We start from the raw sequence: 24626 nt of genomic DNA, 5'->3' as shown, positions 1-24626 counted from the left end.
CCACCGTCATGGGACGTCACAGCTTGCCCGATCAGTATGGGGCGGGCGGCAGCGACCCCCGCCCACGCGCGCGCCGCCGCACGGTGGCCATCGCGACAGTTCTCGTCCTCACCGTCGCCGGCGGCACGGCGGCCGCCGTCCGGAGCGGACTGCTGTCGTTCGGCTCCTCCTGCCAGGACGACCCGGTGCGCCTGCGCCTCACCGCCTCGCCCGACATCGCCCCCGCCCTCACGGCCGCGGCCCAGCAGGCCCGTGCCCACAACATCACCTCCGACGGGCGCTGCCTCGCGGTCACCGTGACCGCGCGCGACTCGTACAAGGTCGCGGGCACGCTGGCCGCGGGCAACGAGACCGATGCGCAGCTGTGGGTGCCGGACTCGGACATGTGGGTCGACCGGATCACGGCGAACAACAGCGCGGTCGACGTGACTCCGGCGGGGGCGATCGCCTCGACGCCGATCGGCGTGGCCATGGTGCCGACGGCCGCGAAGTCGCTGGGGTGGCCGAAGAAGACGTACAGCTGGATCGAGCTGGCCGGCGCCACTTTGCAGGACGACTCGCTCAAGCTTGGCGCGGCCGACCCCGCGCGCAGTGCCACCGGGCTGCTCGCGCTCACCCAGCTCAGCACGGCCGCCGCCAAGATCAAGGGCGGGGACACCCAGGCCGCGGCCATGATGAAGACGCTGTCGCAGCGCACCTCGGACAGCGACAGCCAGGTCGTGGACACCCTGCCCCGCGACTCCTCGGGCACCGAACTGGGCAATCCGAAGCGGAACCAGGCGCTGGTCCTGTCCGAGCAGGCGGCGTACGCGTACAACTCCTCGGCCGACAGCGGCGGCAGCGTGGACATGTTCTACCCGAAGGACGGCTCGCCCGAGCTGGACTACCCGTACGCGATGGTCGGGCAACTGACCACCGACCAGAGCCGGGCCGCTTTGCGGTTCATGAACTACCTGCGGCAGCCGGGGCAGTTGCGGCTGCTGCAGAAGTACGGCTTCCGCACCTCCGACGAAGGGGCGCCGGCGGCGGTGGTCGCCAAGGCCGGCGGCAGCAGCCCGCAGCCGTACGCCGAGCCCGCCCTCCAGCCGGCCGCGGACGTCGCGGTGCAGGAGGCCCTGGGGATGTGGACGATCACCGTGCAGAGCGCCCGGCTCACCACGGTCGTGGACGCCTCCTCGTCCATGTCGGAGCCGGTGCCGGGGACCGGGCAGTCGCGCATGGACGTCACCAAGGGGTCCCTGCTCCAGGCTCTCTCCACGTTCACGCCCGAGGACGAGATCGGCCTGTGGGAGTTCTCCACGAAGCTGGACGGCGACAAGGACTACCGGGTCCTCGTGCCGACCGAGCGACTCGGCGACCAGAAGGGCAGCGGCACCCAGCGAGAGAAGCTCTCGGCGGCGTTCAACGGCCTCGAGCCGGTCCCGAACGGGGCAACCGGGCTCTACGACACCACGCTCGCCGCGTACAAGGCGGCGACCTCGTCGTACGTCAAGGGGAAGTTCAACGCGCTGGTCGTCCTGACCGACGGCGTCAACCAGGACCCGGGCAGCATCTCCCGCACCACCCTCATCACCCAGCTGCAGAAGCTCACCAACCCCGAGCGTCCGGTACCGCTCATCATGATCGACGTGGGTCCCGACGCCGACCGGGACGAGGCCAAGGAGATCGCCGAGGCGACGGGCGGTTCGGGCCAGTCGGTCAGCAACCCCTCACAGATCCAGTCGGTGATGCTGAAGGCGATCGTGGCGGCAGGGTCGCAGGGCGACGACTAGAGCACCGTCCTACGGCCGCTCACCCCAGCGGCGCGGGCTCGGGCAGCCCCACCGGCCACGTGTGCACCGGCTCCCCCATGTGCATCAGCTCGGAGTACCTCCGTGTCGTGGCCGCCAGCGCGGCATCCCGTGTCAGGCCCGCCTCCAGGGCCCGGTGGAAGGTCGCCGCCTGCCAGGACGCGCCGTTGACCCGGCGCCGGCAGCGCTCCTCGATGACGCCGAGGTACAGATCCCGGTCGGCGGGTTCGACCCCCCAGGCGTCCAGGCCGGCCGCGGCGAGCGGCAGGAGTTCGTCGCGTACGAGGGTCACCGCGTCGACCTGCGTGGTGCCGCCGTACCGTCCGCGCCGCGGCCACTGGAGGCGGGCGTCGATGCCGTGCTTGCACGCGGCGTCGAAGTTGGCGGCGGCAGCCTCGAACGGCAGCCGGGTCCAGACGGGCCGCGACTCCTCGGCGAGGGCCCGGACGAGGCCGTAGTAGAAGGCCGCATTGGCGATGACGTCGGTGATGGACGGCCCGGCGGGCAGGACGCGGTTCTCGACGCGCAGGTGCGGGACGCCGTCGGCGATGCCGTAGACCGGGCGGTTCCAGCGGTACACCGTGCCGTTGTGCAGGACGAGTTCGGCGAGCTTGGGAACGCCGCCCGCGTCGAGGACCTCCAGCGGGTCCTCCTCGTCGCAGATCGGCAGCAGGGCCGGGTAGTAGCGCAGGTTCTCCTCGAAGAGGTCGTACGCCGAGGAGATCCACCGCTCCCCGAACCAGGTGCGCGGGCGCACCCCTTGGGCCTGCAGCTCCGGCGGGCGGGTGTCGGTGGACTGCTGGAACAGCGGGGGCCTGGACTCGCGCCACAGCTCACGGCCGAACAGGAAGGGCGAGTTGGCGCCGACGGCGATCTGCGCGGCGGCGACGGCCTGCGCGGCGTTCCAGACGTCGGCGAAACGGCCCGGGGTGACCTGGAGATGCAGCTGCACGGAGGTGCACGCGGCTTCCGGCGCTATGGACTTCGAGGTGCAGGTGAGGCGCTCCACGCCGTCGATGTCGAGGGCGAAGTCCTCTCCGCGGGCGGCCACGATCTGGTCGTTGAGCAGGGCGTAGCGGTCGACGTCGGAGAGATTGGACGAGACCAGGTCGTCCCGGTCGAGGGTCGGCAGAATGCCGATCATCACGATTCCCGCGTCGAGCTCACCCGCTTTTCGATGGGCATATGCCAGCGAGGTCCTCAGTTCCTCCGCGAGCCGGTCGAATACCCGCCCACCCAATCGATGTGGGGCAATGTTGACTTCCAGATTGAACATGGCGAGTTCTGTTTGGAAATCACGACTTGCGATCCGCTCGAGAACTTGCGCATTGAGCATTTTCGGCATGCCGTCGCCGCCGGTCAGATTCAGTTCGATCTCCAACCCCATGAGGTTCTGCGGGCGATCGAACCGCTTCTGGTCCAGGAGCCGCTCCAGCCCCGTCAGGCACTTGCGGAGCTTGTCGCGGTAGCGTTGGCGATCGGACAGGTCGAACTGCCCTGCCACGACCTTCTCCCCCATCGAAGCGTCCCTCCTCGAGTGAGCGGCCCGAAGATCCGGCCGCCGGTGTCGGGTCACGTGGGATGATGCCCAGCCGCGGCGATCGATAACGTCCCCACGCGGGCCCGCCGCCCGCTACTCTGGTGAATGTGACCGGTGGCACATTCACCGGGCATGAAGCATGGCGCAGTTTCGGGCCGTCGACGAACTCGTGAAAAACGCCGACGAGAATTGGCCGACCGCTTCCCAGGTATTTTCCGAGGTCACCGGTGCAATGCCGGACCGGAATCGGGATGATTCCCACGTATCGCCGACCGGATTGACCCTTGCCGGGTGCACCGGATACGGCTAGACGAAACACCGTCTGAACACATCTCGTATAAACTCCGCGAACAAGGCGGAGGGTTGGCGCCTGCGGTCATGGAACCTGCCGTCGAGGTGACGTGCGGCAGGCCTCACCCACACTCCTCGTTCCCAGGCCCTGGCCTCCGACCCTCCGGCCCCGTGAGCAGACAGCGCCGTCCGCCCCCGCCCTCGCGCCACCGTGCCTGTCGAATGAGAGGCGACCCACCATGCCGCTGCATGTACCCCCGGCTCCCGCGCCCGCCCTTCGCACCGTTCTCACCGCACTCGGTTCTCCCACCGCGGTCCGCGAGGCCCGAACTCCCTCGCTGCTGCGCTCGCAGGGCCCCGTCACACCCGAACTCCCGCTACCCGTACATGTACTGGACCATCTCAGCCCCGCGGGCGTGTCCGCCACCCGGCTGGCAGGGTGGCGCTTCCTGATCCGCTCCGGGGAACGCTCCGTGGCCGCGGCCGACACCATGCTGACTCCCGACGGCTGGGCCTTCTCGCGGTTCTTCGAGGGCCCCTACATCGACTCCACCGAGCGCGCCCTGCGCCAGGCCGAGACGATGAAACAGCCCTACCAGCCGCGGCTGCTCTCGGTGCCCAGCCTGTACATGCTCACGCTGTGGCTGCACGGCGACTGCACCGCCGACGGCGCCACCGGCCACCCCGCCGCCACGGACCTGCTCGTCCCGCTGGCGCCGGCGCCACCCGGCATCGCGGCCCACCGCCCGCACCGCGTCGCCGAGCTGCTCCCGGTCCTGACCCATCGGGTGACTCCCGCCCCGCTCCTGAGCTCGCCCGCCTGACCGACCCCCGTAGCGACGCCTTTCGTACCCCGCCCCGGAATTCCGGGTAGCGGGGTACGAGGCTTTTCCGGCACCCATTTCGCTCGTACGAGCCATTGACTGCTCGTACGAGCCGAAAATGCCGTCTGACCAGTACGGACTAGCCCCATCCGGCCACCTGGAACCACCCGAATTGACAGTGCAGTTGGACTGAACCGTCCGCGCGGGTGATGCGTCCTCAACCTGTGAGGAGCGGTGCTGCTAAATCCCTGCGGATCGACGCCCGTGGGGCAACACTGGGGACTGGACCGACTTATCACTACGGGGGGCGGCCATGAACGGAGCTTCAAGCCGCGGGACAGACACACCAGCCATCTCACACATCACGACAGAGCGAAAGATCCCATCAATGTGCCAGCACCAGCCACCGTGTCCGACAGCCGAATCCGCCGACCGGGAATCCGCCCGCCTTGTGGCGCACCACCCGGAGCAGGGATGGAGCCTGCTGTGCAACGGCGTTCTGCTCTTCGAGGACACCGGTGAGCTCCTGCCCGACGGGCAGATCATCGCCCCGCACCGCCCGCAGGGCGGCAGCCAGGTGATGACCGCCGCCTGAGCGGCGCCGGGCGGTGCGACCCACCGCCCGGAGACTTGAGGGGCCGGTCGCGAGGACGCGCTGCGAACCGGCCCCGACGCATGTCCGGGGGTGATCACTCCCCGTAGTTACTCATGCGTACCGCGGTCACGTCCTCCTTCCCCGACGCTTCCTCGTCGCGATCTCCCTTCCCATGGGCGCCCGCTTTCCGGAAGACTTCTGGAAGTTTCGAGGCATGTGTCGACGGAGGTGGGGGAATTGGCAGCAGACGAGGCCGGCGCCGAGGAGGCGTCCGAGGCCCGCGGCAAGGTCACGATCACGGAGATCGCCCGGCAGGCCGGGGTCTCGGTGCCGACCGTGTCCCGGGTCGTCAACGGCCGGTCCGACGTCTCGCCACGGACCCGTGCCCGGGTCGAGGACCTGCTGCTGAGGCACGGCTACCGCAAGCGCGCCGCCGCCTCGGGCACCCGTGCCGCCCTGCTCGACCTGGTCTTCAACGACCTCGACAGCCCCTGGGCGGTAGAGATCATCCGGGGCGTCGAGGAGGTCGCGCACGCGGCCGGGGTCGGCACCGTCGTGTCGGCGATCCACGGCCGCTCGGGCGACGCCCGTGAGTGGATGCGCAACCTGCGGGCCCGCGCCTCCGACGGGGTCATCCTCGTCACCTCGGCGCTGGAGCCGGTCCTGCACGAGGAGTTGCGCGCCCTCGGCGTCCCGCTGGTGGTCGTCGACCCGGCGGGCTCCCCCGCCCTCGACGTCCCGACCATCGGCGCCGCCAACTGGGCGGGCGGCATGGCGGCCACCGAGCATCTGCTGTCCCTGGGCCACCGCAGGATCGGCCTGATCGCGGGCCCGCCCAGGCTGCTGTGCTCACGGGCCCGCTTCGACGGTTATCGCGCCGCTCTGGAGGGCGCGGGCCTCTCGGTGGACGAGATCCTCGTCGTGCCCGGCGACTTCCACCCCGAGTCCGGGTTCACCGGCTGCAACGCGCTCCTGGACCTGCCCCAGCCGCCGACCGCCGTGTTCGCGGCCAGCGACCAGATGGCGCTCGGTGCGATCGAGGCACTGCGCCGGCGGGGGCTGCGGGTGCCGGAGGACATGAGCCTGGTCGGTTTCGACGACCTTCCGGAAGTCCGCTGGTCGGCCCCGCCGCTGACCACGGTCCGCCAACCGCTGGCCGACATGGGCAAGTTGGCGGTCCGCACCGTCCTGCGGATGGCGCGCGACGAACAGCCGGACTCGCCGCGCGTGGAGCTGGGCACGGAGCTGGTGGTGCGGGCGAGCACGGCGCCGGTCGCGGAGGCGGGCTGACCGTGCACCGGCCCGGTGGTGGGGCGAACCCACCACCGGGCCGGGCCTCTCCCCGGCGCTCCCCTAAGCACCCGCCGGGGCGTTCTCGGATCCCCTACTTGCCGCCCAGCGCCTGCCTGATCGCGAAGTAGGCGGGCTTGGGCGCCAGTTGTTCGTCCCAGGGCAGCGCGGCGCCCTGTCCGGGGAAGAACGCCGGGATCCACGAGTACTTGTCGGTGTAGTCCCAGACGGTGATGCCGACGCAGCGCCGCACCGCGAGGCACGCCTCGGTCAAGTCCCGGTACCACTCGGCCTGCGTAACCAGCTTGGCGTCGTCCGCGGGCAGCAGCATGCGTACGTCGACCTCGGTGAGCGCGGTGTCGAGCCCGAGCCGGGAGAAGCGGCGGAGGTTGTCCTCCAGGGTCGTCGGATAGCCGTACTGGAGAGCGAGGTGGGCCTGGAGGCCGATGCCGTCGAGCGGTACGTGCTGTGCCTTGAGGTCCTTGGCCAGCTGGTAGTAGGCGTCGGACTTCGGGCCCACCGCCTCGATGTTGTAGTCGTTGAGATACAACTTGGCGTGCGGGTCGGCCTGGTGGGCCCAGCGCAGGGCGTCCGCGATGTAGCCGGGGCCGAGCGTCTTGTACCAGAGGGTCTCGCGGTAGGTGCCGTCCTCGTTGAACGCCTCGTTGACGACGTCCCAGGAGTAGACCTTGCCGCGGTAGTGCCGTACCTCCGTCTGGATGTGCTTCTTCAGGACGGCCCTCAGCTCGTCCGCCGTCCACTCGCGGCCGGTGAGCCAGCTGGGCAGTTGGCTGTGCCAGACGAGGGTGTGGGCGCGGACCTTCTGGTGGTTCTTGCGGGCGAGGTCGACGATCTCGTCGCCGTTGGTCCAGTCGAAGACGCCCTGTTGGGGTTCGGTGGCGTACCACTTCATGCCGTTGCCGGGGGTGATCATGTCGAACTCGCTGCCGAGCAGGGCCGTATAGGCGGTGTCGGTGAGTTCGGGGTTGTCGGTGGCGCTGCCGAAGTAGCGGCCGTGGCGCTGGGCCAGCTCCGCGAGCGTCGGCTGCTTCGGGCTCGCCTGGGCGGCCGGGCCGGTGGCGATGCCGGCCGCGACCAGGACGGTGGCGACCGCTCCGGCGAGTCTGAGGCGGGTTGTCCTGCGCATGGTGCGACTCCTCACGGTGGGTGGTGTGGGGCCGTACGTCCGTCGGTGCGCCTCATCCCTTCGTGGCGCCGGCGGTGAGGCCGCCGACGAGCTGGCGCTCGGCGACCGAGTAGAAGGCGAGGGCGGGGACCATCGCGAGCACGAGATAGGCGAAGACGCGGGCGTACTCCGCCGAGTACTGCCCCTGGAACTGCTGGACGCCGATCGGGAGGGTCCACCAGGTGTTGTCGGTGAACACCAGCAGCGGCAGGAAGAAGTTGTTCCAGCTGGTGACCACGGCGAGCACGGAGACGGTGCCGAGTGCGGGACGCGCCATGGGCAGCAGCACCCGCCAGAAGAACCCGAAGGGGCTGCAGCCGTCGAGAGTGGCGGCCTCCTCGAGTTCGCCGGGGATCTGCCGGAAGAAGCCCCGCAGGATGATGATGGTCATCGGCAGTCCGTAGGCTGCCTGCGGAAGGATCACGCCCAGCGGGTTGTCCAGCAGGTCCAGCGAGCGCAGCAGCAGGAACAGCGGGAGGGCCGCCACCGCGAAGGGGAACATCAGCCCCATCGTGAAGAAGGTGAACAGCAACTCCCGCCCACGGAAGGCGAATCGGGCGAAGGAGAAGGCCGCGAGCGCGGACACGGCGACCACCAGCACGGTCGTCGCCACCGCGATCAGCGTGCTATTGCCGAGCAGCCGCCAGAAGTCGCCGGAGCCGAGGATGTCGGTGTAGTTGCCGGTCAGCCAGTGGTCGGGCAGCCCGAACGGGTTGCGGGAGAGCTCGTCGGTGGACTTGAAACCGGACAGGACGGCGTACACGAGAGGAACGACCATCACCGCGCCGACGGCGAGGAGGATCAGGTGCAGCGGCAGGGTGCGTACGGTCTTCCGGGTCACTTGCCGTCCCCCCTCATCGTCGTGGTGGCCCCTTCGAGATCGCGGCGGAGCACGAACCGCTGGTAGGCGAGGGCGAAGACGAGGCAGATGCCGAACATGACCACGCTGATCGCGCTGGCGTAGCCGACCTGGTAGCGCTTGAAGCCGTACTGGAACATGGTCACGGCCATCGTCTCGGAGTGGTGGTCGGGGCCGCCCTGGGTGACCACCCACACCAGGTCGAAGAGCTGGATCGACCCGATGACGGACAGGAAGACGCTGATGCGCAGGGTGGGCGCGAGCAGCGGCAGCGTGACGTTGCGGAACCGCTGCCAGGCGTTGGCCCCGTCGATCAGCGCCGCCTCCGTCAACTCGGCCGGGATGGACTGGAGTCCGGCCAGGTAGAGCATCATGTGGAAGCCGAAGTACTTCCACGTCATGACCAGGAAGAGGGTCGCCATGACGTAGGAGGGGTCGGCGAACCACTCCCCGCCCAGACCGTCGAGGCCGATGCTGCCCAGGACGTGGTCGGCGAGCCCGTCGTCCGGGGCGAAGACCATGCCGAACAGGACGCCGGTGATCGCCTCGGACAGGACGTACGGCGCGAAGAACAGCATCCGGTACACGGCCCGGCCGCGCAGCCGCTGGTTGAGCGCGACGGCCATGGCCAGCGCGAACGGCAGTTGCAGCGCGAGCGACAGCAGCACCAGGACGAGGCAGCGCCACAGGTCGCCCAGGAAGACCGGGTCCTGGAAGAGCCGGGTGAAGTTGTCCGTGCCCGTGTAGTCGGAGGGCATGCCGAAGCCGCCCCAGCGGAAGAACGCGGCGTACAGCGCGAACAGCATCGGCAGCAGGACCAGCCCGATGAACAGCACCAGGGCGGGCACCTGGAAGCCGACCGCGGTGAGCCAGTTCAGCAGGCGTCGCCGGGCCCGCCCCCGCGCGAAGTCCGCGGTCGGGGGCGGGAGTTCATCGTCGGGGCCGCTCCGTCTGTCCGGGAGGAACGTGGAGGACGTGGAGGTCATCTGCGGCTACTGCTCTTCCTTCGCGGTCTTCGTGATCGACTGCGTGACCTGCGCGGGGGACTTGGAGCCGGCGATGAGCGCGGCGACGCTGTCGTTGACCTCCTGGCCGACGGCGGGCGCGTACGCCTGGTCGAGGTAGAGCTGGAAGCCGGTGGCGCCCTTCAACTGGGCTTGTACGGCCTTGGTGTTGGGGTCGGTGATGGCGCTCTCGGCGGCCGGGACCACGGGGAGGACGCCGGTCTTCTTGACGAGTTGGAGGTCGGTGGACTCGGAGGCGAAGAACTTCAGGAAGTCGACGGCCGCCTGCGGGGCGCCCTTGCGCAGGGCGTGTCCGCCGCCCCCGCCGAACACCTCGGTGATGACGCCCTTTCCGCCCTCGACCGCGGGGAACGGGAAGAAGCCGAGGTTCTTGCCGAGTCCCTTGCCGGAGTCCGCCTCGACGACCGGGGCCCACTGGCCCATGAGCTCCATGGCCGCCTTGCCGTTGCCCATGGTGGCGGCCTGCCCGGTGGGCGTGGAGTACGCGGCGCCGAGGAACCCCTTCTGGAACGGCTGGAGTTGGACCAGGTCCTTGAGGTGCTGCCCGGCCTGCACGAGTCCGGGGGCGGTGAAGTCCTTGTCGTCGCTGGCCTTCTGGAGGGCGTCGATGCCGGCGGTGCGCATCGCGAGGTAGGCCCAGTAGTACATGCCGGGCCACTTCTCCTTGCCCGCGAGGGCGATGGGGGTGATGTTCTTCGACTTCAGCTTGCTCACGGCTTCGAGGAAGCCGCCCCAGGTGGTGGGGGGCTCGCTGATGCCGGCCTTCTTGAAGAGCGCCTTGTTGTACCAGAAGCCGATCATGCCGATGTCGAACGGGATGCCGTACACCTTGTCGTCGAGGAGATACGGCTGCTTCGCCACCGGCAGCAGGCTGCCCGCCCACGGCTTCGTCCGGTCGGTGATGTCCTCGACGAGCCCGGCGTCGACCTGCTGCTTGAGGACGCCGCCGCCCCAGGTGTGGAAGATGTCGGGGAGCTTCCCGGAGGCGGTCAGCGCTGTCATCTTCGACTTGTAGGCGTCGTTCTCGAGCTGGACGATCTTTATCTTCACCTTGGGGTTCTGGGCCTCGAACTTCTTGGCCAGACCGGCCCAGACGGTCTTCGTGGGCTCGGTGGTGGAGATGTTCCACCATTCGATGGTGGTCGTCCCGTCCGACGATCCTCCGTCCGAGTCGCCGCCGCACCCGCTCAGTGCCGTCACGCCAAGACCGGCCGCGGCGGAGGCCGCCAGGAAGCCGCGGCGGGACAGTGCCCGGTCGCCCATCATGCGCTCCTTGGGTAGGGACGGCGCGTTCACGACCGTCCGCTGGGACCGAAAGTTTCGGAGTCGATCCAGAAAGATGCGTTGTTGCCGCACCCTAGAGACAGCTCCCAAACGGTGGCAACCCCTTGAACGCGGTGAATCTGCGGCCAACAGGCGCGGTCCGGCCGGGCGTTGAGACGGTTCAGGCGCTGTGCGCCGGGACGTACTCGAACCAGTCGAAGGCCGCGCTGCCCTCGGTGGCGTACATGCCGATCACGCGGCCGGTGAAGCCGGTGGCGACCTGGGTGGAGAGATAGCGGCCGTCGAGCTCGGCGAGCGGCTCGCCGCCCTCGATCGAGAAGGCGATCGTGTCGGGACCGGTGACGGGCGCGTCGGCGGCCGTACGGATGTCGACGACCAGCGTGTGCGGCCCCAACGGCAGTGGACGGCGCGCGAGTTCCTGCCGTACCGGGCCGATGCGGGCGATCACGCGCGCCTCTCCCCCGGCGACCTCGAGGTCGTAGTGGTGGGCCTCGTCCATGCGCACCGAGAGGCCGCCGCGGCCCGTTCCGGGGTCGAGGCGGGCCGCGATCCGGCAGTCCGGGTGCTGCTGCCGGCGCCCGACGAAGGTGTGGCCCGGCAGGTCGAGGGTGCTGCCGGTCGCGTGCAGGGTCAGCCGGCCCGGACGCTCGCTCAGCGACCAGGAGTGCCGTGGCCTGCGGCGCGGGGAGATCCAGTACGGGGCCAGGTCGGCGGCGTCGAAGTCGTCGCGCGCGGGCTCGGGTTCGAGGGGGTGCCAGGCGGCGGGCGCCGGGTGGCTCTCCAGCACCGGGCCCACCGTCGGCCAGCCGTCGGCCCACTCCACGGGCGTCAGGAAGGTCTCCCGGCCCAGGACGTGGAAGCCGGGGAAATATCCGCGCGGGCGCGTGGCCAGCAGCACCATCCACCAGGTGCCGTCGGGTGCCTGGACCAGGTCGGCGTGGCCGGTGGACTGGATGGGCAGGTCGGTACTGCGGTGCGTGAGGATCGGGTTGGCGGGCGCCGGTTCGTAGGGGCCCCGGGGCGAGCGGGCGCGGGCGACGGACACGCTGTGGCCGTGGGCGGTGCCGCCTTCGGCGAGCATCAGGTACCACCAGTCGCCGATGCGGTGGAGGTGCGGGGCCTCCGGGTGCTGCATCCCCGTGCCGGACCACACCGGAAGCGGCCCTTCGAGCACCTTTCCCGTGGCCGTGTCGATGCGCGCCACCTGGATCCCGGAGAAGGCGACCCAGCAGGAGCCGTCCTCGTCCCAGGCCAGGTCGGGGTCGATGCCCGGCAGGTCGATCGGCACCGGGTCGGACCACGGGCCCTGCGGCCGCTCGCTGCTGACGAGGAGGTTGCCCCCGCCGTCGACATTGGTGGTGATCATGTAGAAGCGGCCGCCGTGGTGCCGGATCGTGGGCGCGTAGATGCCGCCGGAGGGCCGGGTGCCGTCGGGCAGGTCCAACTGGCCGGGCCGGTCGAGGACGTTGCCGATCTGCCGCCAGTGCACGAGGTCGCGGCTGTGGAACAGCGGGACGCCCGGGAAGTACTCGAAGCTGGAGCAGACCAGGTAGTAGTCCTCGCCGACCCGGCAGACGCTGGGGTCGGGGTGGAAGCCGCCGATGACCGGGTTCTCGTACATCCGCATGTGCGTCAGCCCTCCGACTGGGAGTCGAAACATTCGATCCCGTCAACGAACATTACGAAGCGGACTGTACGAGGCTGCCCGGGCGCCGACAAGGCGTCGGACGACGGGGGTGGGGCACCTCCGGGCAAGGGCCGGGCCGTCACTCGCCCGGAGGTGGTCAGCGCGCGCAGCGCGGGCTCGGCGAGCCTGATCCACGCCTGGTCGGGGCCGAGGGTCGAGGTCAGGGTGCGTACGGAGGTGAAGGCGACGGCCGTGCGCTCGCCGAGGGGCGTGCGGAAGAGCCGGGCCGCGCAGCCCGAGGGTCCCGGCCGGACCGGAACGAACAGGGGTCCGGCCGGGAGCCGATCGGCGGGCTCGGGGTCTTCGCCGCTCAGGATGTCTGTCATGGGGGTGCCTCCGGGAGGGTGCGGGGGACGAGTCCTGCGTGGGACGGACATGTGCGCCCCGGACGCGGGGAGGCGGGCCGGGGCTCGTCACCGACGTTATGCCCGCCGCCCCGGGGGTTCGTCCTGCTCATGACGCGATGCTGACGGCGATCGGGCGGACGCTGACGGGACGCTGACGCGGCGGACGACCGGTGCCCGAAACGGCCGTCAGGAGGGCGCCAAAAAGTCGCGTACGGAGTGGCTGCGGGCCGCGGACCAGGAGTGAGATGGGGACCGGGCTCGCAGCACGGCGCCCCCTGGAGGACGCGTCGCACGGGCCTCGAAGGACTGCCCGCCGGGGCCTCCCGTGGGCGCATACGAAGAACGGTGGAGCGATGTCTGATCCCGAAGGTCCCGTGCCCGCCCGGGTCTTGGTGGGAGTGAGCGGTTCCCTGGGCAGCCGCACCGCGTTGCGCCGCGCGGCCGACGAGGCCCGGCGGCGGAGCGCCGCGTTGTGGCCGGTACTGGCCTGGGAGCCGCCCGGCGGGGAACTCGCGGCACGCCGGTCGCCCGCCTCGTCCCTCATGGTCGGTCAGTGGCAGCGCCTGGCCCGGGAGAGGCTGCTGGCCGCGCTCGGGGACGTCTTCGGCGACGCCGGCCCGGACGTCCCGATGCGCGCACTCGTCGTCCGGGGCGTTCCGGGCCGTGCCCTGGTCGAGACCGCCGACCGCCAGAGCGACCTGCTGGTCGTCGGCACCGGCGGCCGCGGCCTGCTGCACCGCGCGTTCCTCTCCTCCACGAGCCGCTACTGCCTGGCCCACGCCACCTGCCCGGTCCTCGCGGTGCCACCGTCCCCGCTGAACTCCGAACTGACCGCGGTACACCGCCGCAACACCTGGCGACTGCGACTGGACACCGGGGACCTGCTCGAGGGGACGGCACCGCCGGAGGCATGACCACACGCCACTCACCGGGCCGGGCCGAACGCGTGAGCACACGCCGCGCCGGGCCCGACACGGTCGGTCGCCTACGAGACAACCGAAGCCGAGGCATCCGCCTGCTCGGGCCGCCCGCCCGAGGCCATCCGCAGGCTCAGCACCATCGTGAGGCCGCCGCCCGGTGTGTCGTCTGAGGTCAGCGTGCCGTGCATGGCCTCGGTGAAGCCGCGGGCGACTGCGAGGCCCAGGCCGACGCCCGCGCCGCGCGGGGCGTCGCCGTAGCGCTGGAACGGTTCGAAGATGCGTTCCTTGGCGTCGTCGGGGACGCCCGGGCCCCGGTCCACGACCCGGACCTCGACGCGGTCGGCGATGGCGCTCGCAGAGACCAGCACCGGCGTGCCCGCGGGGCTGTACTTGACCGCGTTCTCCACGACGTTGGCGACCGCCCGCTCCAGCAGCCCCTTGTCGACCTCGACCATCGGCAGGGTTTCGGGGATGTCCAGTTCGACGCTGTCCTCGGGTACCCCGCCCAGCGCCATGGGCACGACCTCGTCGAGGTCTATCTCCCGGATGATCGGGGTGACCGTGCCGGTCTGCAGGCGGGACATGTCGAGGAGGTTGCCCACCAGGTGGTCGAGGCGGTCGGCACCCTCCTCTATCGCCTCCAGCAGGTCCGCCCGGTCCTGCTCGGACCACTCGACGTCGTCCGAACGCAGCGACGAGACCGAGGCCTTGATGCCCGCGAGCGGGGTGCGCAGATCGTGGCTGACGGCGGCGAGCAGCGCCGTGCGGATGCGGTTGCCCTCGGCCAGTTCCTTGGCCCGGTCGGCCTCGCTCTGCAGCCGCCGGCGGTCGAGGACGACGGCTGCCTGCGCGCCGAACGCGGCCAGCACCCGTCGGTCGGCGGCCGGCAGCACCCGCCCGGACAACGCCAGCGCCATGGTGTCCCCGACGGGCATGTCCGCGTCCGCGTCCTCGGGGCACTGCGCGGGCCGCGGCCCCACGCTGCCCGCGCAGGTCCAGGGCGCCACCTCGCTCTCCCGCTCCAGCAGCGCCACGGACTCCATCCCGAAGGTCTCCCGCACCCGCTCCAGCAGGGCCTCCAGGCTGGTCTCCCCGCGCAGCACGTTGCCCGCGAGGTAGGACAGGATCTCCGACTCGGCGCGCAACCGGGCCGCCTGGTGGGTGCGGCGCGCCGCCAGGTCGACGACGGAGGCGACGGACACGGCGACGCCGACGAAGATCGCGATGGCGACGATGTTCTTGGGGTCGGCGATGGTGAACGTGTGCACGGGCGGCGTGAAGTACCAGTTCAGCAGCAGCGAACCCACCGCCGCCGAGGCCAGGGCCGGCAGCAGTCCGCCGAGCAGTGCCGCCGCGACCGTCAGGGTCAGATACAGCAGCATGTCGTTGGCGAGCCCGACGTCGGGGGCCGCGCCGGTCAGCAGCAGGGTGAGCAGGACGGGACCGAGAACGCCGACGAGCCAGCCCCAGATGATCCGTGAACGCCCCAGTCGCGCACCCCGGTTGACGGGCAGCCCGCGCCCCTTGCCCGCCTCGTCATGGGTGATGAGGTGGACGTCGAGGTCGGGTCCCGAGTCCCGGGCGACCGTGGCGCCGACGCCCGGCCCGAGGACGTACTGCCAGCTCTTGCGCCGGGAGACGCCGAGCACGATCTGGGTGGCGTTCACCCCGCGGGCGAAGTCCAGCAGGGCCACCGGGACGTCGTCACCGACGACTTGGTGGAAGGTGCCGCCCAGGTCCTCCACGAGCGTGCGCTGGTCGGCGAGTTCCTTCGGCGACGCGGCCGTGAGCCCGTCGCTGCGGACTGTGTAGACGGCCAGGACCTCGCCGCCGGCGCCCTTCTCCGCCAGGCGTGCGGCCCGCCGGATCAGCGTCCGCCCCTCCGGACCGCCGGTCAGCCCGACCACGATGCGCTCGCGCGAACCCCAGATCTTCGACACCTGGTGCTCGCTGCGGTACGCGTTGAGGTACTCGTCCACCCGGTCGGCCACCCACAGCAGGGCCAACTCCCGCAGGGCTGTGAGGTTTCCGGGCCGGAAGTAGTTGGACAGGGCCGCGTCGACCTTGTCCGGCTGGTAGATGTTGCCGTGCGCCATCCGACGTCTGAGCGCCTGTGGCGACATGTCGACCAGCTCGATCTGGTCGGCCCTGCGCACCACTTCGTCGGGGACCGTCTCCTGCTGCCGTACGCCGGTGATCGACTCGACGACGTCGCCGAGCGATTCGAGATGCTGGATGTTGACGGTGGAGACGACGTCGATGCCGGCCGCGAGCAGTTCCTCCACGTCCTGCCAGCGCTTGGTGTTGCGGGAGCCGGGGATGTTGGTGTGGGGCAGCTCGTCGACCATCGCCACCTGGGGGCGCCGGGCCAGGACGGCGTCGATGTCCATCTCGGTGAACGTGGTGCCCCGGTACTCCAGTTCCTTGCGCGCGATCTCCTCGAGACCGTGCAGCATCACCTCGGTGCGCGGCCGGCCGTGGTGCTCCACGAACGCGACCACGCAGTCGGTGCCGCGTTCGATGCGCCGGTGCGCCTCCGACAGCATCGCGTACGTCTTGCCGACGCCGGGTGCCGCGCCGAGGTAGATCCGAAGCTTGCCGCGTGCCATGTTCACCCTTCGAAGCGGTAACCCATGCCGGGTTCGGTGATGAGGTAGCGGGGGTGCGAGGGGTCCGCCTCCAACTTGCGGCGCAGCTGGGCCATGTAGACCCGCAGGTAGTTGGTCTTGTTGCTCTGGGACACCCCCCAGACCTCCTGGAGCAGGTACTTCTGTGTGACGAGCCGCCCGGGATTGGTGATCAGGATCTCCAGCAGGTGCCATTCCGTAGGCGTGAGCCGCACGTCGTACCGTCCGCGGACCACCTTCTTGGCGAGCAGGTCGACGGTGAACTCGTCGGTCTCGACCAGCGTCGTCTCGGGGCCGAGCGGGGTCTCCGCGACGCGGCGGACGGCCGCACGCAGCCGGGCCATCAACTCGTCCATGCTGAAGGGCTTGGTGATGTAGTCGTCGGCGCCCGCGTCGAGCGCGGCGACCTTCTCGTCGGAGGCCTGGCGCGCGGACAGCACCAGGACCGGAACCCGGCTCCAGCCGCGCAGGGCCCTGATGACGTCGACGCCGTCCATGTCGGGCAGTCCGAGGTCCAGCAGCACCACGTCGGGTTGCCGTGCGGCCGCAAGCCGCAGGGCCGTCGCCCCGTCGGGGGCGGCGTCCACCCCGTACCGGCGCACCTGCATGTTGATCACGAGGGCCCGCACGAGCTGCGGGTCGTCCTCCACCACCAGCACCCTTGTCATGGGTGGGCGCCATTCCTCTCCTGCGCGCCGGCCGCCTCGCAACCGGCTTCACGGCGACGGGAGTCGGCGGGTCCGGATGTCTCCGGCCGCCGACTCCCGCTCGGGTCACGTAACGCCATCAGCTCTTGGCCACGAGTGCCTTGAGCGCGATGTTGAGCTCGAGGACGTTCACCCGGGGCTCGCCCATGAAGCCGAGCGTGCGGCCCTCGGTGTGGTCCTTGACCAGCTTCTCCACCTGGGCGGCCGGGAGACCGTTCTTGTCGGCGACCCGGTGGACCTGGATCTCCGCGTACTGCGGGGAGATGTCAGGGTCCAGGCCGGAGCCCGAGGAGGTCACCGCGTCGGCGGGGATCGCGGAAGCCTTGACCTTGTAGTCGGCGGTCGAGTTGTCCTTGATGACGGCGGCGCGGGCGGCCAGCACCCAGTTGCACAGCGTGCCCGCTTCGGACTTCGCGGTGCACTTGCCGTCGATCGCGCCGTTGTCGCCGGAGCGGTTGGTGGCGCCGGACAGGATCAGCTTGTACTGGGTGTTGACGCTGTTGGTGCCGAGCCCGTTCTGCGGACGGCCCTGGAACCACTTCAGGTCGGGTTCCGGGGTCGTCTGGCCCTTCTTCAACGGCAGGTTGTACGCCTGGCCGATCAGTGAGGAGCCGACGACCTTGCCCTCCGACTTGATCTCGGAGCCGTTCGCCTTGTTGTTGAACAGCCCCTGGGCGATGCCGGTGATCACCAGCGGGTAGACGACTCCCGTCACCAGGGTCAGTACGAGGAGGGCGCGCAGCCCCGCCCACAGCAACCGGGCCGTGTTCGTAACCGAGTTGTTCATGGGGATCAGCCGATTCCGGGGATGAGGGAGATGAGCAGGTCGATGAGCTTGATGCCGATGAAGGGCGCGATCAGTCCGCCGATGCCGTAGATCGTGAGGTTGCGCCGGAGCATCTTGTCCGCGCTCACCGGCCGGTACTGCACGCCCCGCAGGGACAGCGGCACCAGCGCGATGATGATCAGCGCGTTGAAGATGACCGCGGAAAGGATCGCGGAGTCCGGCGAGGACAGGCCCATGACGTTGAGCTTGCCCAGGCCCGGGTACACGGCCTGGAACAGCGCCGGGATGATCGCGAAGTACTTCGCGACGTCGTTGGCGATGGAGAACGTCGTCAACGCGCCCCGGGTGATGAGGAGTTGCTTGCCGATCTCGACGATCTCGATGAGCTTGGTCGGGTTGGAGTCGAGGTCGACCATGTTGCCGGCCTCCTTGGCGGCCGACGTACCGGTGTTCATCGCCACGCCGACGTCCGCCTGCGCGAGCGCCGGAGCGTCGTTCGTGCCATCACCGGTCATCGCGACGAGCTTGCCGCCCGCCTGCTCCCGCTTGATGAGCGCCATCTTGTCCTCGGGAGTGGCCTCCGCGAGGAAGTCGTCGACGCCCGCCTCCTCGGCGATCGCCTTGGCCGTCAGCGGGTTGTCACCCGTGATCATGACGGTCTTGATGCCCATGCGGCGCAGCTCGTCGAACCGCTCGCGCATGCCCTCCTTGACGACGTCCTTGAGGTGGATGACACCCAGGATCCGTGCGCCCTCGGTGTCCTCGACGGCCACCAGCAGCGGCGTACCGCCCGCCTCGGAGATCCGGTTGGCGAGGGTGTCGGCGTCCTCGGACACCGCACCGCCCTGCTCCCGGACCCAGGCGATGACCGAACCGGCCGCGCCCTTGCGGATCTTGCGCCCGTCGACGTCCACGCCGGACATCCGGGTCTGCGCGGTGAAGGCGATCCACTCGGCGCCCTTGAGCTCACCCTGGTGACGCTCGCGCAGCCTGTACTTCTCCTTCGCCAGTACGACGATGGAGCGACCCTCGGGCGTCTCGTCGGCCAGCGACGACAGCTGGGCGGCGTCCGCGAGTTCGGGCTCGGTGGTGCCGCTCACCGGGACGAACTCCGACGCCTGCCGGTTGCCGAGCGTGATCGTGCCGGTCTTGTCGAGGAGGAGGGTCGACACGTCGCCCGCCGCCTCAACTGCCCTGCCGGACATGGCCAGGACGTTCCTCTGCACCAGGCGGTCCATGCCCGCGATGCCAATGGCGGAGAGCAGAGCGCCGATCGTCGTAGGGATGAGGCACACCAGCAGGGCGACCAGCACGACCATCGTCAGGTGCGTGCCCGCGTAGTCCGCGAAGGGCGGGAGGGTGGCGCAGGCGAGCAGGAAGACGATCGTGAGGGACGCCAGCAGGATGTTCAGCGCGATCTCGTTCGGCGTCTTCTGCCGGGCGGCGCCCTCGACCAGGGCGATCATCCGGTCGATGAAGGTCTCGCCCGGCTTCGTCGTGATCTTGATGACGATGCGGTCGGACAGCACCTTCGTACCGCCGGTGACGGCCGAACGGTCGCCGCCGGACTCGCGGATGACCGGGGCCGACTCACCCGTGATCGCCGACTCGTCGACCGACGCGACACCCTCGACGACGTCGCCGTCACCGGGGATGATGTCGCCGGCCTCGCAGACGACCAGGTCGCCGATCCTCAGCTCGGTGCCCGGTACCTGCTCCTCGCTCTCCCCCACGAGCCGGCGGGCGACGGTGTCGGTCTTGGCCTTGCGCAGCGTGTCGGCCTGCGCCTTGCCGCGACCCTCCGCGACGGCCTCCGCGAGGTTGGCGAAGATCACGGTCAGCCACAGCCAGGCGCTGATCGCCCAGCCGAACCAGTCGCCCGGGTCCTTGAAGGAGAAGACGGTCGTCAGGACCGAGCCGACGAGGACCACGAACATCACGGGCGACTTGATCATCACCCGCGGGTCGAGCTTGCGGCACGCGTCCGGCAGCGACTTCAGCAGCTGCTTGGGGTCGAACAGACCCGCGCCGACACGTCCTTCGGCGGGCTTGTGCCCGGTGGGTACGTCGCTGTGCGGCGCCCTGGTCGGGGTGGCTGTGGACATCGAGTCCTCTTGGTTGTCTATACGAGTGGTCATGACGCCAGCCCCTCGGCCAGCGGACCCAGCGCGAGGGCCGGGAAGTAGGTCAGACCGGTGATGATCAGGATCGCGCCCACCAACAGGCCGGTGAACAACGGCTTCTCGGTACGCAGGGTGCCCGCGGTCTCCGGCACCGGCTTCTGCTCGGCGAGCGAACCGGCCAGCGCCAGCACGAACACCATCGGCAGGAAACGGCCGAGGATCATCGCGAGCCCGATGGTGGTGTTGAACCACTGCGTGTCGGCGTTGAGACCGGCGAAGGCCGAACCGTTGTTGTTGGCGCCCGAGGAGTAGGCGTAGAGGATCTCGGAGAATCCGTGCGCCCCGCTGTTGGTCATCGAGTTGCCCGGGGTGGGCAGGGCCATCGCGGCGGCGGTGAAGATGAGCACCAGCGCCGGCGTGATGAGGATGTAGCAGGCCGCAAACTTGATCTCGCGGGTGCCGATCTTCTTGCCCAGGTACTCGGGCGTACGGCCGACCATGAGACCGGCGATGAACACCGCGATGACGGCCATGATCAGCATGCCGTAGAGACCGGAACCGGTACCACCGGGCGCGATCTCGCCCAGCTGCATGCCCAGGATGGTGATACCGCCGCCGAGACCGGTGAAGGAGGAGTGGAAGGAGTCCACCGCGCCGGTCGAGGTGAGCGTGGTCGACACCGCGAAGATCGACGAGGCGCCGACACCGATGCGGGTCTCCTTGCCCTCCATCGCACCGCCCGCGATGTCGAACGCCGGGCCGTGGTGGTTGAACTCGGTCCACATCATCAGGGCGATGAAGCCCAGCCAGATGGTGGCCATCGTGGCGAGGATCGCGTAGCCCTGCTTGATGGAGCCGACCATGATGCCGAACGTGCGGGTCAGCGCGAACGGGATGACCAGCAGCAGGAAGATCTCGAAGAGGTTCGTGAACGGGGTCGGGTTCTCGAACGGGTGGGCGGAGTTGGCGTTGAAGTAGCCGCCGCCGTTGGTACCGACCTCCTTGATGGCCTCCTGCGAGGCGACCGCACCGCCGTTCCACTGCTGGTGCCCGCCCATGAACTGCCCGACCTCGTGAATGCCGGAGAAGTTCTGGATGGCCCCGCAGGCGACCAGCACGATCGCGGCGACGACGGACAGCGGCAGCAGGATGCGTACGACACCACGCACCATGTCCGACCAGAAGTTGCCGAGCTCACCGGTACGGGAGCGCGCGAACCCTCGTACGAGGGCCACCGCCACCGCGATGCCGACGGCCGCGGAAACGAAGTTCTGCACGGCCAGACCGGCGGTCTGCACGACGTGGCCCATGGCCTGCTCGCCGTAGTACGACTGCCAGTTGGTGTTGGTCACGAAGGACGCGGCGGTGTTGAACGCCTGGTCCGGGTCGATGGCCTTGAAGCCCAGCGAGCCGGGCAGGTGACCCTGGAGCCGCTGCAGCAGATAGAGGAAGAGGACACTCACGAACGAGAAGGCCAGGACGCCGCGCAGGTACGCCGGCCAGCGCATCTCGGTGTTCGGGTTGGCACCGATGCCCTTGTAGATCCACTTCTCGACGCGCAGGTGCTTGTCGGAGGAGTAGACCCTGGCCATGTAGTTGCCAAGGGGGACGTAGGCGAGTGCCAGTGCCGCTATCAGAGCGAGCAGCTGGAGCACACCGGCAAGTACGGGACCCATGTCTTGTCTCAGAACCTCTCCGGGAAGATCAGGGCGAGGACGAGATAGCCCAGCAGGGCGACGGCCACGACGAGGCCGACGATGTTCTCGGCGGTCACAGCTTGGTCACCCCCTTGGCGACGAGGGCCACCAGCGCGAAGCACGCGATCGTGGTGACGACGAAGGCCAGATCGGCCATCGTGAGCTCCTGGAGTTGGGTTCGATCGGACAGGGACGCTTAGAGGAAACAGCCTTCGTGGCCGGAATCGAGCGCCGTTGACGGGTCCCATACGGCGCACTGCGCGCCTTTGACGGAACTCATACGGCACCGCGATCTCCGCAGGTCAAAAGCGCGCCAAGGTCAGAACAGACGGAACCGCAGTCGGCAGATCACGGCGTCCGTCTCCCGGCGCACCGCGTGCGCGACGACCGCGCCCCGCTGGTTCTGCAGCAGCCGCTGCCACAGCCGCTCGGGCTCCGCCTCCGGGATGAGCACGGTGACCCGGATGGCCGGCTCCGACACCGACACCTCGCGGACGTAGGCGGCGATGGGACGGCCCAGGCTGCGGCGCTCGCACGCCAGCCGGACCAGCGGCACGCCCGGGTCCCACTCCGCCCAGGCCCGCTCCAGGGCGTGCAGCGCTACCCGGTCCTCGGGGTCGGGGTAGCAGACGGTGACCGCGCGGACCTCGTCGCCGAGGGAGGCGGCGGCTGTCAGCGCCTCCGAGGTGAGGCGGGAGATGGACGACACCGGCACGATCACCACCGAGCGGTCGCGGTGCGGGTGCTCCGGTATGCGGCCCAGGCCCAGCCGCTCGCCGATCCGGCCGTAGGCGCGATGCACGATCTCGAAGGCCACGACCAGCAGCGGCAGGGTGATCACGATCAGCCAGGCGCCCTCCTCGAACTTGGACGCCGTCACGACGACAGTCGCGACGCCGGTGAGGACGGCACCGAACCCGTTGAGCAGCGCCTTGCCCTTCCAGCCGGGCCCGCGTTCGAGCCGCCAGTGCCGGACCATGCCGACCTGGGCGATGGTGAAGCCGACGAAGACGCCGATCGCGAACAGCGGCACCAGGGTGTTGGTGTCGCCGCCGGAGAAGACCAGCAGCGCGGCGGAGACCGCGGCCAGGGCGAGGACGCCGTGCCGGTGCACCTGGCGGTCGGCCTTCAGTGCGAAGACGTGCGGCAGGTAGTTGTCACGGGCCAGCAGCTTCAGCAGCACCGGCAGGCCGCCGAACGAGGTGTTCGCGGACAGCGCCAGCAGGATCATCGTCGCGAACTGGATGACGTAGAAAGCCCAGTTGTGGCCGAGCGAGGCGTCGGCGAGCTGGGCGAGGACGGTGACGCCCTCGACCGGCTGGAGGTGGAAGCGGGAGATCAGCACCGCCAGGCCGATCAACATCACTCCGAGCACGGCGCCGAGCGCGATCTCCGCCCGTTGGGCCCTCTTGGCGCGCGGGACCCGGAAGGAGGGGACGGCGTTGGCTATCGCCTCCACGCCGGTCAGCGCCGCACAACCCGAAGCGAAAGCTTTCAGCAGCAGAAGGACGCCCACCGTGGTGGCGTTGTCGGCGAGTGCCGAGGCGTGGCCGGCCGCGGTGGCCGTGCTCACGGGCTCGGAACGGAACAGCCCGACGACGATCAGCACGAAGATCGAGCCGACGAACACGACGGTCGGCACGATGAAGGCCTTGGCGGACTCCACGATGCCGCGCAGGTTCACCGCGGTGATGAGCACGAGAACCGCCAGGCACAGCCACAGCCGGTCGGCGTAGAGCGCCGGGAAGGCCGAGGTGAGGGCTGCGACGCCGGCCGTGACCGCGACCGCGACGTTGAGCACGTAGTCCAGGACGAGCGAGGCCGCCGCCACCAGGCTGGTCCGCGCCCCCAGATGCGTCTTGGCCACGGCGTACGACCCGCCGCCATCCGGGAAGGCCGCGATCACCTGCCGGTACGACGCGACCAGCACCGCCAGCAGGCCCGCGATGGCCAGGGTCACCGGCAGGGTGAAACCCAGCCCGTGGGCGCCGGCCGCGGCCAGCACCAGGACGATCGCCTCGGGGCCGTACGCCACCGACGCCATGGCGTCCAGGGAGAGGGCCGCGAGGCCGGTGACGGCGGTGAGCCGATGGGTTTCGCCGGTATCCGGCGGTTCCTCACCTGCGGGGACGGCGCCCGGTTCGGTGGTCAGAACGGACATGGGTACGTGCTCCTTCGTGCAACCCGCATGCGGGTGGACAGCCGTGCGCGGCCATCGCGTCCGGTGCACCAAGGTTCTGTCCCGATCTCCGGACGGCAGAGCGGCCCTTGCGCGTTCTTCGCGCCGAACCCGCCGTCTTTGACGCGTCCTTGACGGGTGTGTGATCCGGACGACCGACGGCCGGTCGCTGCGGCGGCGTCAAGAAGGGACGCGGGGCCGTATGGGTCCCGTCAAGGTCCGTTCCACCACGTCGTACGGTCTCTACCGTCGTCGGTATGGGACACCGCGACGACCCGCGACGACGCGGACTCGGCACCTCCGCACCGGGATTCGGACCCGTGGTCCACGACCGCCGCTGGGCGGGGGATCTGTTCGGTGCGATCCGCTGCGCCGCCGTGCTCCTCGTCCTGCTGCTCCTGATCGACTGGGGCGCGGACACCCTGTCCCCGCGGCGCGGTGCGCTGTGGTCGGCGCTCGCGGTGCTGCTCTTCCTCGTGCTCTGTCCCGACCGGGTCTCGGTCGGCGAGGGCCGGCTGACCTCGCGCCGTCTGCTGCGCACCCGGACGATCCGCACCGACCTGCTGGTTTCGGTGCGCTGCCTCGACGGGATCACCCAACGCCTGGTGCTGCGGGACGTCTTCGGCGAGCGGGTCGCAATCGACCCTCAGCTCCTCGTCGACAACCCCGATCTCTGGCAACGGCTCCACAAGGACGCCCGCAGGTCGCTGGCCCTCGGCACCCTGCTGTGCGGGGCCACCGCGCTGGACCGGGTCGCGGAGCGGGTGGAGCGCGAGACGGCGCAGACGGTGTTCAAGGTGTCCGACCTGAACTGACGGCGACCGGTCAGGACTGATCAGAAAGCCTGCGCTCAGCGCCACCGGTCCCT

The 24626-nt window shown here is 69.8% G+C and carries 20 protein-coding genes; 6 read left to right on the top strand and 14 right to left on the bottom strand.

Going from position 1 to position 24626, the window contains the following annotated elements; genetic code table 11:
• The first annotated feature begins 8 nt into the window (after window positions 1–8).
• On the top strand, window positions 9–1772 hold the full coding sequence (locus OG303_RS41320; protein WP_405875026.1) for a substrate-binding and VWA domain-containing protein: 1764 nt from the start codon (window positions 9–11) through the stop codon (window positions 1770–1772).
• A gap of 19 nt (window positions 1773–1791) precedes the next feature.
• On the opposite strand, the gene OG303_RS41315 is transcribed toward OG303_RS41320, so the two are convergent.
• Entirely contained in the window at window positions 1792–3309 is a 1518-nt protein-coding gene (locus tag OG303_RS41315; protein ID WP_405875025.1) for a glutamate-cysteine ligase family protein, read from the bottom strand.
• A 551-nt stretch (window positions 3310–3860) separates the two neighbouring features.
• Between OG303_RS41315 and OG303_RS41310 the strand changes: the two genes are divergently transcribed.
• From OG303_RS41310 to OG303_RS41300, 3 genes are all read left to right on the top strand, one after another.
• Window positions 3861–4445, top strand: coding sequence for a hypothetical protein (locus tag OG303_RS41310; protein WP_405875024.1), 585 nt, complete (start codon window positions 3861–3863; stop codon window positions 4443–4445).
• A 388-nt stretch (window positions 4446–4833) separates the two neighbouring features.
• Window positions 4834–5040 (top strand): DUF5999 family protein, encoded by a 207-nt coding sequence (locus OG303_RS41305; protein ID WP_405875023.1) that lies wholly within the window; start codon window positions 4834–4836, stop codon window positions 5038–5040.
• Window positions 5041–5277: 237 nt separating this feature from the next.
• Window positions 5278–6330 (top strand): LacI family DNA-binding transcriptional regulator, encoded by a 1053-nt coding sequence (locus OG303_RS41300; protein ID WP_405875022.1) that lies wholly within the window; start codon window positions 5278–5280, stop codon window positions 6328–6330.
• Window positions 6331–6424: 94 nt separating this feature from the next.
• On the opposite strand, the gene OG303_RS41295 is transcribed toward OG303_RS41300, so the two are convergent.
• The 6 genes from OG303_RS41295 to OG303_RS41270 form a co-directional block, all read right to left on the bottom strand.
• Window positions 6425–7477: an endo-1,4-beta-xylanase gene (locus OG303_RS41295; RefSeq protein WP_405875021.1), complete on the bottom strand. Its 1053-nt coding sequence runs from the start codon at window positions 7475–7477 to the stop codon at window positions 6425–6427.
• A gap of 52 nt (window positions 7478–7529) precedes the next feature.
• A complete protein-coding gene (locus OG303_RS41290) occupies window positions 7530–8294 on the bottom strand; it encodes a carbohydrate ABC transporter permease (RefSeq protein ID WP_405877726.1) in 765 nt (254 codons plus the stop codon).
• 59 nt (window positions 8295–8353) lie between these two features.
• The gene (locus tag OG303_RS41285) at window positions 8354–9361 is read right to left on the bottom strand and encodes a carbohydrate ABC transporter permease (RefSeq protein ID WP_405875020.1); all 1008 of its coding nucleotides are present in this window, start codon (window positions 9359–9361) and stop codon (window positions 8354–8356) included.
• A 6-nt stretch (window positions 9362–9367) separates the two neighbouring features.
• A complete protein-coding gene (locus tag OG303_RS41280) occupies window positions 9368–10663 on the bottom strand; it encodes an extracellular solute-binding protein (RefSeq protein ID WP_405875019.1) in 1296 nt (431 codons plus the stop codon).
• 181 nt (window positions 10664–10844) lie between these two features.
• Complete coding sequence (locus OG303_RS41275) at window positions 10845–12311, bottom strand: glycoside hydrolase family 43 protein (RefSeq protein ID WP_405875018.1); 1467 nt, start codon at window positions 12309–12311, stop codon at window positions 10845–10847.
• 5 nt (window positions 12312–12316) lie between these two features.
• Entirely contained in the window at window positions 12317–12697 is a 381-nt protein-coding gene (locus OG303_RS41270) for an SAV_915 family protein (protein ID WP_405875017.1), read from the bottom strand.
• 374 nt (window positions 12698–13071) lie between these two features.
• Between OG303_RS41270 and OG303_RS41265 the strand changes: the two genes are divergently transcribed.
• A complete protein-coding gene (locus OG303_RS41265; RefSeq protein WP_405875016.1) occupies window positions 13072–13632 on the top strand; it encodes a universal stress protein in 561 nt (186 codons plus the stop codon).
• Window positions 13633–13703: 71 nt separating this feature from the next.
• Here the strand turns inward: OG303_RS41265 and OG303_RS41260 are convergent, their stop codons facing one another.
• The 7 genes from OG303_RS41260 to OG303_RS41230 form a co-directional block, all read right to left on the bottom strand.
• On the bottom strand, window positions 13704–16247 hold the full coding sequence (locus OG303_RS41260) for a DUF4118 domain-containing protein (RefSeq protein ID WP_405875015.1): 2544 nt from the start codon (window positions 16245–16247) through the stop codon (window positions 13704–13706).
• A 2-nt stretch (window positions 16248–16249) separates the two neighbouring features.
• Window positions 16250–16933 carry a response regulator gene (locus OG303_RS41255; RefSeq protein ID WP_405875014.1) on the bottom strand — a complete coding sequence of 228 codons (684 nt, stop codon included), beginning with the start codon at window positions 16931–16933 and terminating at the stop codon, window positions 16250–16252.
• 118 nt (window positions 16934–17051) lie between these two features.
• Window positions 17052–17759 (bottom strand): potassium-transporting ATPase subunit C, encoded by a 708-nt coding sequence (locus OG303_RS41250; protein ID WP_405875013.1) that lies wholly within the window; start codon window positions 17757–17759, stop codon window positions 17052–17054.
• A gap of 5 nt (window positions 17760–17764) precedes the next feature.
• Window positions 17765–19897 (bottom strand): potassium-transporting ATPase subunit KdpB, encoded by a 2133-nt coding sequence (gene kdpB / locus OG303_RS41245; RefSeq protein WP_405875012.1) that lies wholly within the window; start codon window positions 19895–19897, stop codon window positions 17765–17767.
• Window positions 19894–21558, bottom strand: a complete 1665-nt coding sequence (gene kdpA, locus OG303_RS41240; protein WP_405875011.1) for a potassium-transporting ATPase subunit KdpA — start codon at window positions 21556–21558, stop codon at window positions 19894–19896. The genes kdpB and kdpA overlap by 4 nt, the downstream gene beginning before the upstream one ends.
• An 8-nt stretch (window positions 21559–21566) precedes the next feature.
• Window positions 21567–21656 carry a K(+)-transporting ATPase subunit F gene (gene kdpF, locus OG303_RS41235; RefSeq protein ID WP_016434100.1) on the bottom strand — a complete coding sequence of 30 codons (90 nt, stop codon included), beginning with the start codon at window positions 21654–21656 and terminating at the stop codon, window positions 21567–21569.
• 242 nt (window positions 21657–21898) lie between these two features.
• Entirely contained in the window at window positions 21899–23740 is a 1842-nt protein-coding gene (locus OG303_RS41230; RefSeq protein ID WP_405875010.1) for an APC family permease, read from the bottom strand.
• Between the two features lie 275 nt (window positions 23741–24015).
• Between OG303_RS41230 and OG303_RS41225 the strand changes: the two genes are divergently transcribed.
• The gene (locus OG303_RS41225; protein WP_405875009.1) at window positions 24016–24573 is read left to right on the top strand and encodes a hypothetical protein; all 558 of its coding nucleotides are present in this window, start codon (window positions 24016–24018) and stop codon (window positions 24571–24573) included.
• The last annotated feature ends 53 nt before the right edge of the window (window positions 24574–24626 follow it).

This window comes from Streptomyces sp. NBC_00005 (assembly GCF_045160215.1).
Classification (GTDB): domain Bacteria; phylum Actinomycetota; class Actinomycetes; order Streptomycetales; family Streptomycetaceae; genus Streptomyces.
The sequence above is the reverse complement of the archived record's forward strand: the minus strand, read 5'-3'. Positions and strand labels throughout refer to the sequence as shown.